We start from the raw sequence: 16348 nt of genomic DNA, 5'->3' as shown, positions 1-16348 counted from the left end.
ACGTAAAATGAGACACATAAGCGCATACAGCGCGATGTTGTATTCTGTAAAATTAAAAGGAGGTCATCTTTTGACCAAGCATAAGAAAGACGCTATGCTGCAGGCTTTTAATAAAAAGTTTGCACAAAAAATGGAGATGTTACATCTCACGTATGACCATTTACCTCTTTATCAACAAGCATTTTCACATTCTAGTTTTATCAACGATTTTAATATGGACCGACTTGCGCATAATGAGCGCTTAGAGTTCTTAGGAGATGCGGTATTAGAATTGACGGTTTCACGGTATTTATATGACAAATATCCAGGATTGCCTGAAGGGAATCTGACAAAAATGCGCGCGACCATCGTTTGTGAACCCTCACTTGTAATATTTGCGAATAAAATCAAATTAAATGAATTAATCCTACTTGGCAAAGGCGAAGAAAAAACTGGTGGACGCACACGTCCGTCGCTCGTATCAGATGCCTTTGAAGCTTTTGTAGGCGCTTTATACTTAGATCAAGGATTAGATGTGGTATGGCAATTTGCGCAAGAAGTTATCTTCCCATACGTTGAAGATGATGCGCTAATGGGTGTCATTGACTTTAAAACACAATTCCAAGAATATATTCATCGCTTGAATAAAGGCAGTGTCACATATCGTTTAATTCATGAAGAAGGTCCAGCACATCACCGTCTCTTTACCTCAGAAGTGTTATTAGAAGGTGAAGCGGTGGCAGAAGGCCAAGGCAGAACGAAGAAAGAATCAGAACAAAAAGCCGCAGAGAAGGCTTATAAAGTGATGAATCAGAAACAATGAACAAGCTGTGTCAAACAGTGATAGGGAGATCGAGTGAAGTATGGTTTATTTAAAATCAATCAATGCAGTCGGATTCAAATCGTTTGCGCAGCAAACTGAAGTCCACTTTGACCAAGGTGTGACCGCAATTGTAGGTCCGAACGGCAGCGGTAAAAGTAACGTAACAGATGCCATCAAATGGGTCTTAGGTGAACAGTCTGCGAAATCTTTACGCGGTTCGAAAATGGAAGATATTATCTTTTCCGGCGCAGAACATCGCAAAGCACAAAACTATGCGGAAGTTCGATTAAAATTAGATAATCATGCACATCAATTAAACGTTGAAGAAGACGAAATCATCGTTACACGCAGGCTGTACCGCAGCGGCGAGAGTGCGTATTATTTAAATAACGAACGTGCCCGTTTAAGAGATATCACAGATCTCTTTTTAGATTCAGGACTAGGTAAAGAAGCATTCAGTATTATCTCACAGGGCCGTGTAGATGAAATCTTGAATGCGAAACCCGCTGACAGACGTCAAATTATTGAAGAATCTGCAGGTGTATTAAAGTATAAAAAGCGTAAAGCAGCATCTGTTCAAAAGTTAGATCAAACAGAAGAAAACTTAAATCGTGTTGAAGATATTTTGTATGATTTAGAAGGTCGTGTAGAACCTTTAAGAGAAGAAGCAGCGATTGCGAAAGAGTATCAACATTTATCTAAAGAAATGAAGAAAAGCGATGTATTGGTGACGGTTCATGATATTAATGAGTATAACGAAGCTATCAGTAAAGCAGATGAACGCTTAAATATCTTAAAGAGCCAACAAGCGCAAAAAGAAGCAGATCAAAATCGTTATTCTCGTACGCTAGCGAATTATAAAGCGGAATTAAATCAACAAAACGATGAAATTGAACGCTTGAATTATCAGTTAGTCCAAGCAACAGAAGCAGCAGAAAAATTATCAGGTCAGCTGAATGTATTAGAAGAACGTAAGCGTAACCAATCACAAACAAATGCGCGTTATGAAGAAGAACAAGAAGCATTGAAAGCACAACATGCGCAACTGATTGAAGATCAACAACAAGCTAAAGCAGATAAACAAACGCTGACTGAAAAACAACAAAGTTTAGCTGCAGAAGTGAAAAAGCTTGAAGACCAATTATATGTATCAGATGCAGATCATGAAGAGCAACTTGAAGAGATTAAAAATAGTTATTATGATTTAATGTCTGAACAATCAGAGGTTAATAACGATATTCGCTTCCTCCAACGCACTATTGAAGAAAACGAAGCCAAACAAAATCGTTTAGATAGTCGTTTATTAGATGCGTTCAACCAATTAAAATCAATTCAGTCTGAAATTAATCAAATCACAGCACAACAAAAAGAAAAACAACAACAATTAGCTTCCTTAGAGCAACAACAAAAAGACAATGAAGCACAACTGACTGAAACGAAAAATAAACAAAACGAATACGAAGAAAAGTTATACCAAGCGTATCGTTATACAGATAAATTGAAAGCTAAAATAGAAAGTTTAACCAGTCGTGAAGAAGACTATACGTATTTCTTCAATGGTGTAAAACATGTCTTGAAAGCGAAAAACAATCCATTGAACGGTATCCATGGAGCAGTAGCAGAAGTGATAGATGTACCCTCAGAATTAACTACAGCTATTGAAACAGCATTAGGTGCTTCTATGCAGTATATCATTGTAGATACTGAAAAAGATGGACGCCAAGCGATCGCTTATTTAAAACAAAATCGTTTAGGCAGAGCAACATTCCTACCGTTAAATGTTATTCAACCAAGACGTTTACAAACAGATATTATGAACACTGCCCAACAAGCAACAGGTTTTGTCGGGGTGGCTGCGGATTTAATCGGTGTAGATAACACCTATAGTGCGATTATTTATAATTTGATCGGCAATACCATTATTGTCGATGATTTAAAACACGCAAATGAATTAGCACAAGCGATTCGTTATCGTACACGTATTGTGACACTAGAAGGCGATATCGTGAATCCAGGCGGCTCTATGACTGGTGGCGGTCAACGTCAGACGAAAAGCATTTTAGCACAACGTGATGAATTGACGCAGTTGCGTGAACAGTTGAAACAATTTGAACAGCAGACAACTCAATTTGAAAAAGAAGTTCAAGCAGTCAAAGATGAAGCGAATCAATTGAGTGAAACATATTTAAAAATCAGTCAACAATATAACGAAGCTAAACAAGCGGTGCATAATATCGAACTAGAATTAGACCGTTTGAAGAAAAGTGAAGCACATATTAAGAGTGAACATGAAGAGTTTGAATTTGAGAAAAATGATGGCTATCAAAGTGAAAAGAGCCGTGAAACTTTAGAAGCGAAACAACAACAAAAAGAACAACTCGCGAAAAAGTTAGCTGATTTAGAACAACAAATTGAAAGTTTGACGCAATTATCTAAAGAAGGTAAAGAAAGTACTGCACAATTACAGCAACAATTGCATCAAAAACAATCAGATTTAGCTGTGTTGAAAGAACGTAGTAAAACACAACGTCAACAACTTGAACGTATTGATAATCAAATCAAACAAAATCAACTTCAACAAGAAAAATTAGCGGAAGATATTGAGCTGTTTAATTCTGATGAAGTGACAGGACAAAAAGCCTTTGAAACGATTCAAAAAGATATTGAAATCAAACAACAAGAAAAAGCAGATTTAAATGAACGCTTAGACGTATTAAAAGGTAAACGTCAAGAAACGAACGCTTCGATAGAAGAATTTGATGACAAACTTCAAGAAACACATCGCGATATCCTATCAATTGAAAACAGCTATCAAGATATCAAAGCAGAGCAATCCAAATTGGATGTGTTGATTTCACATAGTATGGATCACTTAAATGATGATTATCATTTAACGTTTGAAGCGGCAAAAGACCTCTATGAACAAGATGAACCGATTGACGCTTTAAGACAGAAAGTGAAATTGACTAAAATGTCGATTGAAGAATTAGGTCCAGTTAACCTTAATGCGATTGAACAGTTTGAAGAAGTGTATGAACGCTTTACTTTCTTAGATGAACAACGTACTGATTTAAGAGAAGCGAAAGCGACATTAGAACAAATCATTCGTGAAATGGACCAAGCGGTAATGGATCGATTCAAAACAACATTCCATGCGGTTCAAGGACATTTCTCAGAAGTGTTTAAATCATTATTCGGCGGCGGTCAAGCTGAATTGAAATTAACAGATGATGACTATTTAACTGCAGGTGTTGAAATTATCGTACAACCACCAGGTAAGAAGCTGCAGCATTTGTCATTACTTAGTGGTGGAGAGCGTGCATTAAGTGCAATTGCTTTATTATTTGCGTTATTGAAAGTACGCTCAGCACCATTTGTTATACTAGATGAAGTAGAAGCAGCTTTAGATGAGGCGAATGTAATTCGTTATGCGAATTACTTAAGACAATTATCTGAGAAGACACAGTTTATTGTGATTACACACCGTAAAGGAACAATGGAAGCGGCCGATAGACTATATGGTATTACGATGCAAGAATCCGGTGTATCTAAACTGGTAAGTGTGAATTTAAATACGATAGATGAAGTGTTGAAGGAGGAAGAAAAATGAGCTTTTTTAAACGACTAAAAGATAAGTTTGCGGGCAAACCAATGGAAGAAGAAAAAGAGCTTCAAGACTTGGACCAAACGGAATCGTCAGAAGAAGACAAGAAACCAGCTGAAAAAGAAGAAAAATCAACGTTACCTGAAGCAAAACCTAAAGAAGAACCGAAAGATGATTTCGATTTTAATGACGGTTTAATTTCTATTGAAGAATTTGAAGAAATTGAATCTCAAAAATTAGGTGCGAAATTCAGACAAGGTTTAGAGAAATCACGTGAAAACTTCCAAGAGCAATTAAATAACTTGATTGCACGTTATCGTACTGTGGATGAAGATTTCTTCGAAGCCTTAGAAGAAATGTTGATTACTGCTGACGTAGGTTTCAATACAGTGATGGAATTAGTTGATGAACTTCGTACAGAAGCACAACGACGTAACATTAAAGAAACAGAAGACTTAAAAGAAGTTATCGTTGAAAAAATTGTAGAAATTTATCAACAAGAAGACGATAATTCTGAAGTAATGAACTTAGAAGATGGCCGTTTGAATGTCATCTTAATGGTCGGTGTCAATGGTGTAGGTAAAACGACTACTATCGGTAAATTGGCACACCGTTATAAAGCAGAAGGCAAGAAAGTGATGCTTGCGGCAGGTGATACATTCAGAGCCGGTGCAATCAACCAATTAAAAGTATGGGGCGAACGTGTCGGTGTAGATGTTATTAGTCAAAGCGAAGGTTCAGACCCAGCAGCTGTGATGTATGATGCGATTAATGCGGCCAAACACCAAGGTGTCGATATTTTAATCTGTGACACTGCAGGACGTTTACAAAACAAAGCGAACTTGATGAATGAGTTAGAAAAAATGAAACGTGTCATCGGACGTGCGGTTCCAGATGCGCCACATGAAGTATTGCTTTGCCTTGATGCCACAACTGGACAAAACGCATTATCACAAGCACGTAACTTCAAAGATGTAACGAATGTCACAGGTATTGTATTAACAAAACTTGACGGTACTGCTAAAGGTGGTATTGTATTAGCCATCCGTAATGAACTGCATATTCCGGTTAAATATGTCGGTTTAGGTGAGCAATTAGATGACTTACAACCATTCGATCCTGAAAGTTACGTTTACGGCTTATTTGCGGACATGATTGAACAAACAGTTGAAGAACATCAAGAAGAAGCAGCAGAAACAACAGAAAACGACGGTGACACACCTGATGAGCAAAAATGATTTAGTTAAAACATTGCGTATGAATTACTTGTTTGATTTTTATCAATCTTTATTGACGAAAAAACAACGTAATTATTTGGAATTATTTTATCTTGAAGATTACTCTTTGAGCGAAATCGCAGATACTTTTGATGTGAGTCGCCAAGCAGTATATGATAACATAAGAAGAACTGGTGATTTAGTAGAAGATTATGAAGCGAAATTAGCGCTTTATTCAAAATTTGAACAACGTCGTGAAATTTATACTCAAATGAAAGCATCTATTGAAGATCCGGATGCCTTGAAACAATATATTGAGAAACTAGAAGAATTAGAATAAGGAGGTCACTTGGATGGCATTTGAAGGATTATCCGATCGTTTACAAGCGACCATGCAGAAGATCCGAGGAAAAGGGAAAGTGACTGAAGCGGATATTAAAGCAATGATGCGTGAAGTGCGTCTTGCATTGCTTGAAGCCGATGTTAACTTCAAAGTGGTAAAATCATTTATCAAAACTGTCTCTGAACGTGCTTTAGGTTCAGATGTCATGCAATCTTTAACACCTGGCCAACAGGTTATCAAAATCGTTAAAGATGAATTAACACAATTAATGGGCGGCGAAAATGCGACGGTTAATATGGCAAATAAACCGCCGACAGTTGTGATGATGGTTGGTCTGCAAGGTGCAGGTAAAACGACAACTGCAGGTAAATTAGCATTATTAATGCGTAAAAAATACAATAAGAAACCATTGTTGGTTGCAGCCGATATCTATCGTCCAGCAGCGATTGACCAACTTCAAACAGTCGGTAAACAATTAGACATTCCAGTCTATAGTGAAGGCGACCAAGTCCAGCCGCAACAAATCGTTGACAATGCATTGAAACATGCTAAAGAAGAACATTTAGACTTTGTGATTATCGATACAGCAGGTCGTCTGCATATTGATGAAAAACTGATGAACGAATTAGCTGAAGTCAAAGAATTGTCTAAACCAAATGAAATTATGTTGGTTGTAGATGCGATGACTGGTCAAGATGCAGTCAACGTTGCGCAATCATTTGATGATCAATTAGGTGTAACAGGTGTTACTTTAACAAAACTTGATGGTGACACTCGAGGCGGTGCAGCTTTATCTATCCGTTCTGTTACGCAAAAACCGATTAAATTTATTGGTGTCAGTGAGAAACTTGACGGTTTAGAATTGTTCCACCCAGAACGTATGGCGTCACGTATCTTAGGTATGGGTGATGTGTTAAGTTTAATCGAGAAAGCTCAACAAGATGTAGATGAATCTAAAGCAAAAGATTTAGAGAAGAAAATGCGTACTGCTTCATTTACATTAGATGATTTCTTAGAACAATTAGACCAAGTTAAAAATCTTGGACCATTAGATGAAATCATGAAAATGATTCCAGGTATGGGCAAAATGAAAGGTATGGATAAGTTGAATATGAGCGATAAACAAATCGATCATATCAAAGCAATTATCCAATCTATGACTTTAGCTGAACGTGAAAGACCAGAAATCTTAAACGTATCTCGTAAGAAACGTATCGCAAAAGGCTCAGGTCGTTCACTTCAAGAAGTTAACCGTTTGATGAAACAATTCAATGACATGAAGAAAATGATGAAACAATTTACTGGCGGAGGCAAAGGTAAAAAAGGCAAACGCAGTCAAATTGAAAATATGATGAAAGGCATGAACTTGCCGTTCTAATCGAAAAAGGTGTTGTGAGCAGCGACTTACAACACCTTTTACTGTGTATTAGAGATAAAAAATAAAATTGGTAAAGAGAAACCTCTTTACAAACTTTCTGATACCTGTTATTATTATTTCTTGTAGAAAAGAAAACAAAGACTCAAAGGAGAGAATTATACATGGCAGTTAAAATTCGTTTAACACGTTTAGGCTCAAAAAGAAATCCATTCTACCGTATCGTAGCAGCAGATGCTCGTGCGCCACGTGATGGTCGTATCATCGAACAAATCGGAACTTATGATCCGGTTACTAAAGATGCGTCACAAACAGTTAAAATCGACGAAGAGTTAGCACTTAAATGGTTAGCTAACGGTGCGAAACCAACTGATACAGTTCACAATATCTTATCTAAAGAAGGTATTTTGAAAAAATTCGACGACCAACGTCAATCTAAGTAATTTAAGCTATAAGTTGCTTTAATCTCATAACCCTGAGACAATACACTTGTCTTAGGGTTATTGTTAAGTATTGGAGCTTTTTTCACGAGACCAAATATTGGAGGCAATGTGCATGAAAGTAGAAGTCGGTAAAATTGTAAATACACATGGGATAAAAGGTGAAGTACGTGTGAAATCTAACTCAGATTTTACAGACACACGTTTTCAACCTGGTGAAGTTTTGACATTGAATCACAAAGGCGAAGAAATTGCGTTAACAGTTGCTTCTTATCGTATGCACAAAGGGTTCCATATGTTGACATTTGAAGGTGTCAACAACATTAATGATGTGGAGCACTTTAAAGGTGATATTCTGACACAAGAGCGTGATCATGAAGCAATTGAACTTGATGAACATGAGTTTTACTATTCCGACATTATCGGCTGCACAGTTTTTGATGGTGAAACACCGATTGGTCGTGTGAAAGAAATTTTTGAAACAGGTGCCAATGATGTATGGGTCGTTCAAGGTGATAAAGAGTACTTGATTCCCTATATCGCAGATGTTGTCCAAGAAGTAGATGTCTCTGGGCGCCGTATTCAAATTACGCCATTGGAAGGAATGTTCGACGAGTGAAAATTGATTATTTAACGCTGTTTCCAGAAATGTTTGATGGCGTATTAAATCATTCTATTTTAAAGCGTGCACAAGAGAAAGAGATTCTAACAGTGAACACCGTCAATTTCAGAGATTATGCGGTTAATAAACATAATCAAGTTGATGATTATCCATTCGGCGGCGGTCAAGGTATGGTATTGAAACCAGAACCTGTCTTTAATGCGATGAAAGACCTTGAGACGACAGAAAATACACGTGTGATATTAATGTGCCCACAAGGCAAACCCTTCTCACAAGCAGTGGCAGAAGAATTGAGCCAAGCAGAACACTTAGTGTTTATTTGTGGTCATTATGAAGGCTATGATGAACGTATCAGAGAACATTTAGTGACTGATGAAATCTCAATTGGAGATTATGTATTAACAGGTGGAGAATTGCCTGCGATGAGCATGACAGATGCGATTGTACGCTTGATTCCAGGTGTACTCGGCAATCAACAGTCACATCAAGATGACTCATTCTCTGATGGTTTATTAGAGTTTCCGCAATACACACGTCCAAGAGAATTTGAAGGTATGAAAGTACCAGACGTCTTATTATCAGGTAATCACGCAAACATTGATGCATGGCGACATGAACAAAAATTAATTAGAACATTTGTCAAAAGACCCGATTTACTAACAAAGTATCCATTAACATCAGAAGATGAAAAAATACTTGAAAACTACAAAAACCAATTGAAAACCAAATAGCAGTGTGCTAATATTATTTAAGTGTGCTAAGCACGAAAAATCACTATGATCCGCTGCTATTTTGTTGTCGAGGCAAGAACATAGTTTGAAGGAGAGAATAATAAAATGAGTAATCACAAATTAATCGAAGCAGTTACTAAATCACAATTACGCACAGACTTACCAAACTTCCGTGCCGGTGACACTGTACGTGTACACGTACGTATCGTCGAAGGTACTCGTGAACGTATCCAAGTCTTCGAAGGTGTCGTAATCAAACGTCGCGGTGGCGGAGTTTCAGAAACTTTCACAGTTCGTAAAATTTCATCTGGTGTAGGTGTGGAACGTACATTCCCATTACACACACCAAAAATTGAAAAAATCGAAGTAACTCGTCGCGGTAAAGTTAGACGTGCTAAACTTTACTACTTACGTAACTTACGTGGTAAAGCTGCTAGAATTAAAGAAATTCGCTAATTTTAGACAGATAGACATACGAGTAGACAAGACTGTTCCTAATCATGGAACAGTCTTTTTTTATGTAAATTGTCGTATGAAAATTCTGAAAAAATAGGTATAATGAAAGCATTCTATAAAATGAAGTCTTTATTTTTACTAGTACAACAAGAAAATCATCATAGAAGGAGTAGAAGTAAATGAAAAAGAAGGTTTTAGTAACGATTGCGATATTGTTATTCTTTGCGGTTGTCGCATTCAGTATTGTCAGGAATGAATTCACAGATCGTGTCAATCCGTTTCTAACTACAGAAAAATCATATGCGAAGGTTGAAAAAGGTACACAATACTATGAAAATGTTCAAGCTTACTCAAAAGATGGAGAACGTGTGCCTTATAAGCTGACATTCAATGGTTTTGATCCTCAAAAAGAGAATGTTGTGATTATCCATAAAGGCAAGTATGTGAAAGAAATCCATTATCTAGATACATTGCCTAAAGATGTAAAAGAATAAGAACGATAAAAGAATCGCCATTTTAATAGAGAAGGCGATTCTTTTATTTATATAGTTTAGATAGAATTGTCACTATTCCAATCATCTGCACTTGGCTTTTGATGTGTGTGATATTGATGAATGATTTCATTGTATTCTCGTTGGTTATGTCCTCTGTATGCCCATAGTCTCACTTTAGAATAAACAATTTTGACATGTTTTAAAACATGTTTCGTTTTTACATTGTTATACAATCCTTGTGCTTTCCACATTTGTACAGCATCCTTCAAGTCATCTTCTTTTGGCACCATTTTGATATTAGGAAGAATGACATCTTCGAAAATAGCGATTTCAACCATATATATAGGAATATCAAAGGATTCTCCTTGAAGGTTGATACTACTTCTTAGAAATAGCAGACTGTCTTCGAAATTCTTATTTTCTATCCAGTCCTCTGAAGTAGCGGCTTTAAACAATGTCATAAGTGTTGAAGGTAAATAATAAGGGACAGTTTCATATAATGCATTTAGGGTTTGGTAAGCTTCTTTTAACGTCGTATGTGTAAGATAATTATCGCTGATAGCAACCATGTGACTTTTATAATCTGTGCTTATCTTATCTTTTATAGATGCGCTGGTTTCATGTGCTTCAAAGTATGAATTATAAAGTTTGACCACAATTTTAATAGGGATAAAACCGTATAAGTTTACAAGTGCTTCAAAGAATTTGATTTTAGTTTCAGTGTTCAAATCAGTAAGAATATTTGCCTGGATTTTATTATGCATCAAAGCTGGTAGAACCTTTTTGGCTTCCCCGACTGATAATCGATTATGGCACAAATCTTTTAATAACGCTTGTTGAAGGTCTTCATCTAAGGCTTGATCTGTAAAATCTTCAATCGACTGTTTAAGTATTTCTTCAGGCTGCAGACCACGTAAACTAAAATAACACTTTAAATGTTCAAATAAGTCACAAGGTAAATAAATCATACTGAGTTCAATGTCGCTAAACAAAATAAAGACCGCAATATTTTCACCAGGGAGTTCTGCACCTACAAAACTGTTTCTATCCTCATAAACCATATACGCAAAAAGTATACGTAAGGGTGGCACGATTTGAATTAGTTTTTCAAATAAGCCATAATCTCTTATCACTTTTTTGGTGATTAAGGTACACTTTTCAGAATCAGTCAGTTTATCATAATTTTTAATATTAGCCATCACACATATAAAGTCTAAATTTTTTGTGTTATAACGTTCAGCTAAACATGTTTCAAAATCCATGGTTTCATATAATCTACGCTTTTCTTCTATTGAAGCTAAAGTTTCGATTTTTGTATGAACCCAATCTTCAAGCAAAGGTAAGGAGGAATATTTTTCATTTAAACAATAGTGGTTATAATCATTTAAAAATTCAGGTGAGAGGTAGTAGCGGTCTTTAGCAATAGGGATGACATAGTGTGTCACTTTCAAATGAGTGAGTTGATAATAATCTTTTCTAGAAAGTGTGATTATCGTAAGTGTGGATTTTAAAACAGACTCAAGTAATGCTTTTTCAGAAGCATTTAGAAGATGATCAAAATGATTCATTAATGTCTGATAGGAAATAGAGTTACTTTGAAGTGCTTTAGTAGAAAGTGACGTGTTAAATTTTGGAAGTATGTGACTCAGATATTCGTGATTGGTGCTTTGATAGTTACGTTCTTTCATGTTGTGTAATCAAACCTTTCTAGGCGAATGTTAATGGAGTAGAGATATAAAAATAGTATAAGTAAGAAGATAATAGGCTGTATATGCATAATCACAGACAGTAAAAAAAGCGTAAGTCATTGGTAAAAATAGTGTTGGGGATTAAAAAACAGTGCGTATCCAAAATATAGAAGGATACACACTGTTTGTTTTATTGTTTCGTTTTGTTTCGTCTGAGTAAATAACGGCACCAGACCACGCTCAAAACTAAACCGATTCCTGTAATGACGATTAATGGTTTTAATAATGGCGGTTCATATTTTAAATAAATATCTGTTTGACCTTTCTTAGTTGGAATTACTGTCATAATGCCATTACCTTGTTTAACTTCATGCTTCTTACCATCGATTAACGCATACATTCCATTTCTATAGGCAGCAGGTAAGACAATATAACCATGTGCTGATTTTGGTTTTTGAATGTGTAAGTTACGGTTATTCTTAGTAACTTTGACAGGCGTTAAAGTATCTTTAGTACGATTTAAAGTACTGTAATCTTCTCCATAAATACCTTTAAGCTTTAGACGATATTTACCTTTTGGTAGTTGTAACTTCAGTTCTGATGAAGCTTTAATACGCATAGTCACAGGGCTGACAAATCGTCGGTATTTGTAGTCTAAGCGATTACGTTTTTGTTTATATTCATTGATTTTTACGTAGTGTTCTGAAGCTGGTGCGATACGTTCAACATCCATTTCTACATACATATCTTGATACTTATTCGCAACAGATTCAGGCAGCTGCATAGTTAAACCACCATTGTTTTTTTGAACTTGAATATGTTTTTGATCTATTTGTTTTGCATCGCGTAATGTTGTCTTTGCTTTTGGTAGTAAGTTAGGGTTCGTTTTGAATGTTGAATTACCTTTTTTATCATCCCAAACAACGCCTTCTAACATGGCTTGTTCACGATCTAGCGGTGATTTTAATTGGTCCATATTAAATGTTTTATTGGTAATATGTGCACTTGGATAATCAATTTGATTTTTTGAATGAACAAAGATTCTATCATCATGTTTGATTTTATCTTTTAGTTCGAAACCGTATGGTATGTTTTTATCTGATTCCATTTTGAAGCGGTCTGTGACATCCCATAAAGCCATTAAGTTAGCTCGGTTATTAAATAAACGATAAGTACTGTTTTTATCAATCGGCATATTAATCTGCATCACATTATCATAATAATTAAGAATTTCACCATCAAAGATGCTTGAATAAAGCGAGATGCCGTTGTAGTTGTAAATGAATGGTGAGTTTAAACCATAAACACTCATATAATCAATACGCATTAAATCATCTTGATTTTCTTTTTGAATGGCTTTGATTTTTTTATTTAGCGGGTGACTGAAGTAATCATAATTTGTGACTTGTTTTACTTTTGCTTCATACTCAGACAAAATATTTTCTTTATATTCTTTTAACTGCCAGAATTGTTGGACTAAAATCAATGCGATTAACATAAGCTTCATCCAATGCTTCATCTGACCTTTATAGATAATTAATATCAATGCCAATACTGTGATGATGACAGCTGTGCTGATCCACCAATGCCATTCGCCTTCAGCATAACGTGATGAAATGATTAAGACTAAAACGGCTGGAATTGTTGCGGCAATTAAAGAAATGATAGACATTTCCGCTAAATATTGAATCATCAAAGCAACCAATATTGCGGCACTCATTGCCAGCATATAGACCCATCTGCGTTGCGGGATAGAAAAGCCGTTAAAGAAACTATCAAATGGGTTGGTAAATGAACCTAATAAGAAAATCCATGTCATAATCGCAAATAAACGATAGAAATAATGTTTGTATAGTTTAAATTGCAGTAGGGCAATCAAAACTAAAATCGACAATAAAATATGAAAACCTGATATAAATGTTTGTTTATCTGTGTTCAATAAATCTACAAAGAATGGATACTCTAATAATGGATTTTGTTTACGATCATTATGCAAGAATGAGCTGACACCTGTGTAAAATCCAAAACTAGCGACCATTAAACTTAATAGTATAGTTACCACTGTAATATAAATCTTCTGTATGCGGTTTAAGATATCCTCTTTATAAACTGCGACAGTTCTATAAATTAAATAAGCACCGATAATAATAGCTTCATAGTAACTGAAATAAAAGTTCGACATCAGCGTTAAGCCTAAACCGATAATCAATAAAGCGGCTTTACGTTCTCTAAATAACTTTTCTACACCTAATATTGTCAACGGTAAGTAAATCAATACATCACCATAAAATGACCAAGTGAAGTTGAAATACATCATGACATTAGAAGCGGTGTATAAAATTGTAGCGATCAGTGCGGTATAACGTTTTAATTTAAAATAGCGCATCATATAGTAAGCAGCAATAAATGTCAAAATAGCTTTGACAATCGCAAAGAATAATTGGTTTCCTGGCCAAAATTCAATACTGCTTGGATTCATATGTAAGAGATGTTCGCCTAACCACACAAATAAAAAGTTTAAGTAGGTAAGTGGAGAGGTTGAATAATAATAAGCTAAATCTGCGATATAATCTCCGCCTAAACCGAAAGAAATATCGTAGAAACTTGAAAAGTGTGTGACGTGTTCATATAAGTATTTTTGAAATGGCATCATTTGTCTGAAACCATCGCCTGCACCACTGAATACAATTTGATGTTTCGTATAAGCGCGGATTGCAGGATAGAAAATAATCAGCATCATTAATGTGCCGATACCAGCAATTTTTAAAAAACGCACTAGGTTATGTTTTAGGGTGAATTTCATTTTTTGTCTCTCCTGAAATTAAAATGCATATGTAGAATTAGGTAATATACTACATATACCCTTTTTAATTTTAGCAGTAACGCGATTATAAAGGGAAATAAATCAACTAATATTAAAATTTTGTAAAGTATCATATTAACTTAATATGAATAATGTCTAACATATAGGGAATATAACTACCGGTAACAATTATATGGGAGTACTATCAATAACAAATCAATTTGGAGGTCTTAATCATATGGTTGAAGTAAGAAATGAATCAGGCATCACTCAAGTTGCGGAGAATGTGGACAGAGTTGCCGCATTAGAATTTTCATTCGTAGATGATTTATTAGCTTTAGATATTAAACCAGCTGCGATTGCTGATGATGGGAATAAAGAGAATTTATTTGAAGCAGTCAGAACACAGATTGGTGAATATGTTTCTTTAGGAGATAGAAACAATCCTGATTTAGATGCTTTAAGAGAAGCGGAACCACAATTAATTATTGCTGACGGTGAACGTCATCACAAAATCTATAGAGATTTAGAAAAAATTGCACCGACAATTTTACTTGAAAGCTTTGATGGCGATTATAAACAAAACTTAGAGTCATTCGAGTTAATCGGTAAAGCTGTATCAAAAGAACAAAAAGCGAAAACACGTGTCGCTGTGCATGAACAAAAGATCAAACAAATCGAAGAGGGTATTACGTTAGATAAAAGTTTAGGCACATTGGCTGCAGTAGTGACAGATAATCATATTGTAGGGCATGATGCGAACAGTTATGTTGGTCAATTCTTAAAACGTCTTGGCTTCAAAATGGCAATCACTCAAGCGGACTCAAAAACGTATCCAGAATATAAAGATGGACCATATCTAAAATTAACGGATGAACAATTAAAAACATTAAATCCAGAACGTTTAATTTTAATGGTTGATGATGAAAATGCAGATGCATTAGAAGAATTACGTCAATCAGAAGTTTATAATTCAATCAATGCGAAGAAAAACGGACGTATTCATTTCGTAAACCGTGAATTATGGGCAAAATCACGTGGTTTAGTAGCGTCTGAACACATTGCAGAAGACTTAGCGAAATTCGAAGAATAAGTCTAAGTGAGATTAATACAAGTACCGAAAACATCTACCTTTTTCGGTACTTGTATTTTTTTATGCCATATTATAGAGAATATAGGGTATTAAACACTAATCAAGTTTAATTGAAATGACGGGAGTGGCGTATATGGAATACGAAGTAAAGCATTTAAATGAATTAAAGGTTATTGGTTATTTGAGTAAATATGCGACGATGCAAGACGCGCAACAAAATTTACCGAAAGCATGGCAAAAGTTTCGTGAATCAGGTGAAGAACAAACTTTATCTGAATTAAGCAACCACCAATTAGAAGGATACTTAGGAGTGATTGTACCTAAAGAAGCAGGGATGAATTACTTAATTGCAGTAACTTCTGATAATCAATTTGGATCAGGCTTGCATCCTTATGCTCTACCTCAAGGCGATTATATGGTAGTAAATGCTAAAGGACCTGTACCAGAATCAATCCAGCAAGTATGTCAAAAAGTGTTTAACCCTGAGTTCTTAGCAAGCGAAGGTTATCACATGGCTGAAGGACCAGCTTTTGAATTCTATCCACATGGAGATGTGACTTCATCAGATTATGAAGCACAAGTGTATGTGCCGGTGGTAAAGAAAGAAGAATTAAACAACTAATATAAATTTAATTATTGATGTAAGAAACTCAAGCACTTAATCAGTTGTTTGGGTTTCT

14 protein-coding genes are annotated in these 16348 nt (G+C 35.5%); 12 read left to right on the top strand and 2 right to left on the bottom strand.

Going from position 1 to position 16348, the window contains the following annotated elements:
• Positions 1-94 precede the first annotated feature (94 nt).
• The 10 genes from rnc (at position 95) to MUA87_RS07940 (ending at position 10084) form a co-directional block, all read left to right on the top strand.
• Complete coding sequence (rnc, locus tag MUA87_RS07985) at positions 95-802, top strand: ribonuclease III (protein ID WP_394356893.1); 708 nt, start codon at positions 95-97, stop codon at positions 800-802.
• A gap of 40 nt (positions 803-842) precedes the next feature.
• Complete coding sequence (smc, locus tag MUA87_RS07980) at positions 843-4412, top strand: chromosome segregation protein SMC (protein WP_262550464.1); 3570 nt, start codon at positions 843-845, stop codon at positions 4410-4412.
• On the top strand, positions 4409-5644 hold the full coding sequence (gene ftsY / locus MUA87_RS07975) for a signal recognition particle-docking protein FtsY (RefSeq protein ID WP_262550462.1): 1236 nt from the start codon (positions 4409-4411) through the stop codon (positions 5642-5644). Before smc ends, ftsY begins: the two co-directional genes overlap by 4 nt.
• Positions 5631-5963: a putative DNA-binding protein gene (locus MUA87_RS07970; RefSeq protein ID WP_002480671.1), complete on the top strand. Its 333-nt coding sequence runs from the start codon at positions 5631-5633 to the stop codon at positions 5961-5963. Before ftsY ends, MUA87_RS07970 begins: the two co-directional genes overlap by 14 nt.
• 13 nt (positions 5964-5976) lie before the next feature.
• Positions 5977-7344 (top strand): signal recognition particle protein, encoded by a 1368-nt coding sequence (gene ffh / locus MUA87_RS07965; protein ID WP_002480672.1) that lies wholly within the window; start codon positions 5977-5979, stop codon positions 7342-7344.
• Positions 7345-7505: 161 nt separating this feature from the next.
• The gene (gene rpsP / locus MUA87_RS07960; RefSeq protein ID WP_002480673.1) at positions 7506-7784 is read left to right on the top strand and encodes a 30S ribosomal protein S16; all 279 of its coding nucleotides are present in this window, start codon (positions 7506-7508) and stop codon (positions 7782-7784) included.
• Positions 7785-7896: 112 nt separating this feature from the next.
• Positions 7897-8400, top strand: coding sequence for a ribosome maturation factor RimM (gene rimM, locus MUA87_RS07955; RefSeq protein ID WP_262550460.1), 504 nt, complete (start codon positions 7897-7899; stop codon positions 8398-8400).
• Positions 8397-9134: a tRNA (guanosine(37)-N1)-methyltransferase TrmD gene (trmD, locus tag MUA87_RS07950; RefSeq protein WP_002480675.1), complete on the top strand. Its 738-nt coding sequence runs from the start codon at positions 8397-8399 to the stop codon at positions 9132-9134. The genes rimM and trmD overlap by 4 nt, the downstream gene beginning before the upstream one ends.
• A 105-nt stretch (positions 9135-9239) precedes the next feature.
• Entirely contained in the window at positions 9240-9590 is a 351-nt protein-coding gene (gene rplS / locus MUA87_RS07945; RefSeq protein WP_002480676.1) for a 50S ribosomal protein L19, read from the top strand.
• Between the two features lie 179 nt (positions 9591-9769).
• Positions 9770-10084 carry a YxeA family protein gene (locus tag MUA87_RS07940; RefSeq protein ID WP_023015714.1) on the top strand — a complete coding sequence of 105 codons (315 nt, stop codon included), beginning with the start codon at positions 9770-9772 and terminating at the stop codon, positions 10082-10084.
• A 56-nt stretch (positions 10085-10140) separates the two neighbouring features.
• Here the strand turns inward: MUA87_RS07940 and MUA87_RS07935 are convergent, their stop codons facing one another.
• Together MUA87_RS07935 and MUA87_RS07930 are read right to left on the bottom strand one after the other, a co-directional pair.
• Positions 10141-11772, bottom strand: a complete 1632-nt coding sequence (locus MUA87_RS07935; RefSeq protein ID WP_262550457.1) for a hypothetical protein — start codon at positions 11770-11772, stop codon at positions 10141-10143.
• 190 nt (positions 11773-11962) lie between these two features.
• Positions 11963-14575 carry a YfhO family protein gene (locus MUA87_RS07930; RefSeq protein WP_262550455.1) on the bottom strand — a complete coding sequence of 871 codons (2613 nt, stop codon included), beginning with the start codon at positions 14573-14575 and terminating at the stop codon, positions 11963-11965.
• Between the two features lie 238 nt (positions 14576-14813).
• Here MUA87_RS07930 and MUA87_RS07925 point away from each other — a divergent pair, with 238 nt between their 5' ends.
• On the top strand, positions 14814-15668 hold the full coding sequence (locus tag MUA87_RS07925) for an ABC transporter substrate-binding protein (RefSeq protein ID WP_002480680.1): 855 nt from the start codon (positions 14814-14816) through the stop codon (positions 15666-15668).
• A 133-nt stretch (positions 15669-15801) separates the two neighbouring features.
• Entirely contained in the window at positions 15802-16290 is a 489-nt protein-coding gene (locus MUA87_RS07920; RefSeq protein WP_262550454.1) for a GyrI-like domain-containing protein, read from the top strand.
• Positions 16291-16348: the final 58 nt, after the last annotated feature.

Origin of the sequence: Staphylococcus simulans, from assembly GCF_025561465.1 — a bacterium.
Lineage (GTDB): Bacteria > Bacillota > Bacilli > Staphylococcales > Staphylococcaceae > Staphylococcus > Staphylococcus simulans.
The sequence above is the reverse complement of the archived record's forward strand: the minus strand, read 5'-3'. Positions and strand labels throughout refer to the sequence as shown.

Excerpts from the sequence above, each read along its gene's own strand:
- rnc (WP_394356893.1), top strand. The coding sequence starts at position 95 with ATGCTGCAGGCTTTTAATAAAAAGTTTGCACAAAAAATGGAGATGTTA.
- smc (WP_262550464.1), top strand. The coding sequence starts at position 843 with ATGGTTTATTTAAAATCAATCAATGCAGTCGGATTCAAATCGTTTGCG.
- ftsY (WP_262550462.1), top strand. The coding sequence starts at position 4,409 with ATGAGCTTTTTTAAACGACTAAAAGATAAGTTTGCGGGCAAACCAATG.
- MUA87_RS07970 (WP_002480671.1), top strand. The coding sequence starts at position 5,631 with ATGAGCAAAAATGATTTAGTTAAAACATTGCGTATGAATTACTTGTTT.
- ffh (WP_002480672.1), top strand. The coding sequence starts at position 5,977 with ATGGCATTTGAAGGATTATCCGATCGTTTACAAGCGACCATGCAGAAG.
- rpsP (WP_002480673.1), top strand. The coding sequence starts at position 7,506 with ATGGCAGTTAAAATTCGTTTAACACGTTTAGGCTCAAAAAGAAATCCA.
- rimM (WP_262550460.1), top strand. The coding sequence starts at position 7,897 with ATGAAAGTAGAAGTCGGTAAAATTGTAAATACACATGGGATAAAAGGT.
- rplS (WP_002480676.1), top strand. The coding sequence starts at position 9,240 with ATGAGTAATCACAAATTAATCGAAGCAGTTACTAAATCACAATTACGC.
- MUA87_RS07940 (WP_023015714.1), top strand. The coding sequence starts at position 9,770 with ATGAAAAAGAAGGTTTTAGTAACGATTGCGATATTGTTATTCTTTGCG.
- MUA87_RS07935 (WP_262550457.1), bottom strand. The coding sequence starts at position 11,772 with ATGAAAGAACGTAACTATCAAAGCACCAATCACGAATATCTGAGTCAC.
- MUA87_RS07930 (WP_262550455.1), bottom strand. The coding sequence starts at position 14,575 with ATGAAATTCACCCTAAAACATAACCTAGTGCGTTTTTTAAAAATTGCT.
- MUA87_RS07925 (WP_002480680.1), top strand. The coding sequence starts at position 14,814 with ATGGTTGAAGTAAGAAATGAATCAGGCATCACTCAAGTTGCGGAGAAT.
- MUA87_RS07920 (WP_262550454.1), top strand. The coding sequence starts at position 15,802 with ATGGAATACGAAGTAAAGCATTTAAATGAATTAAAGGTTATTGGTTAT.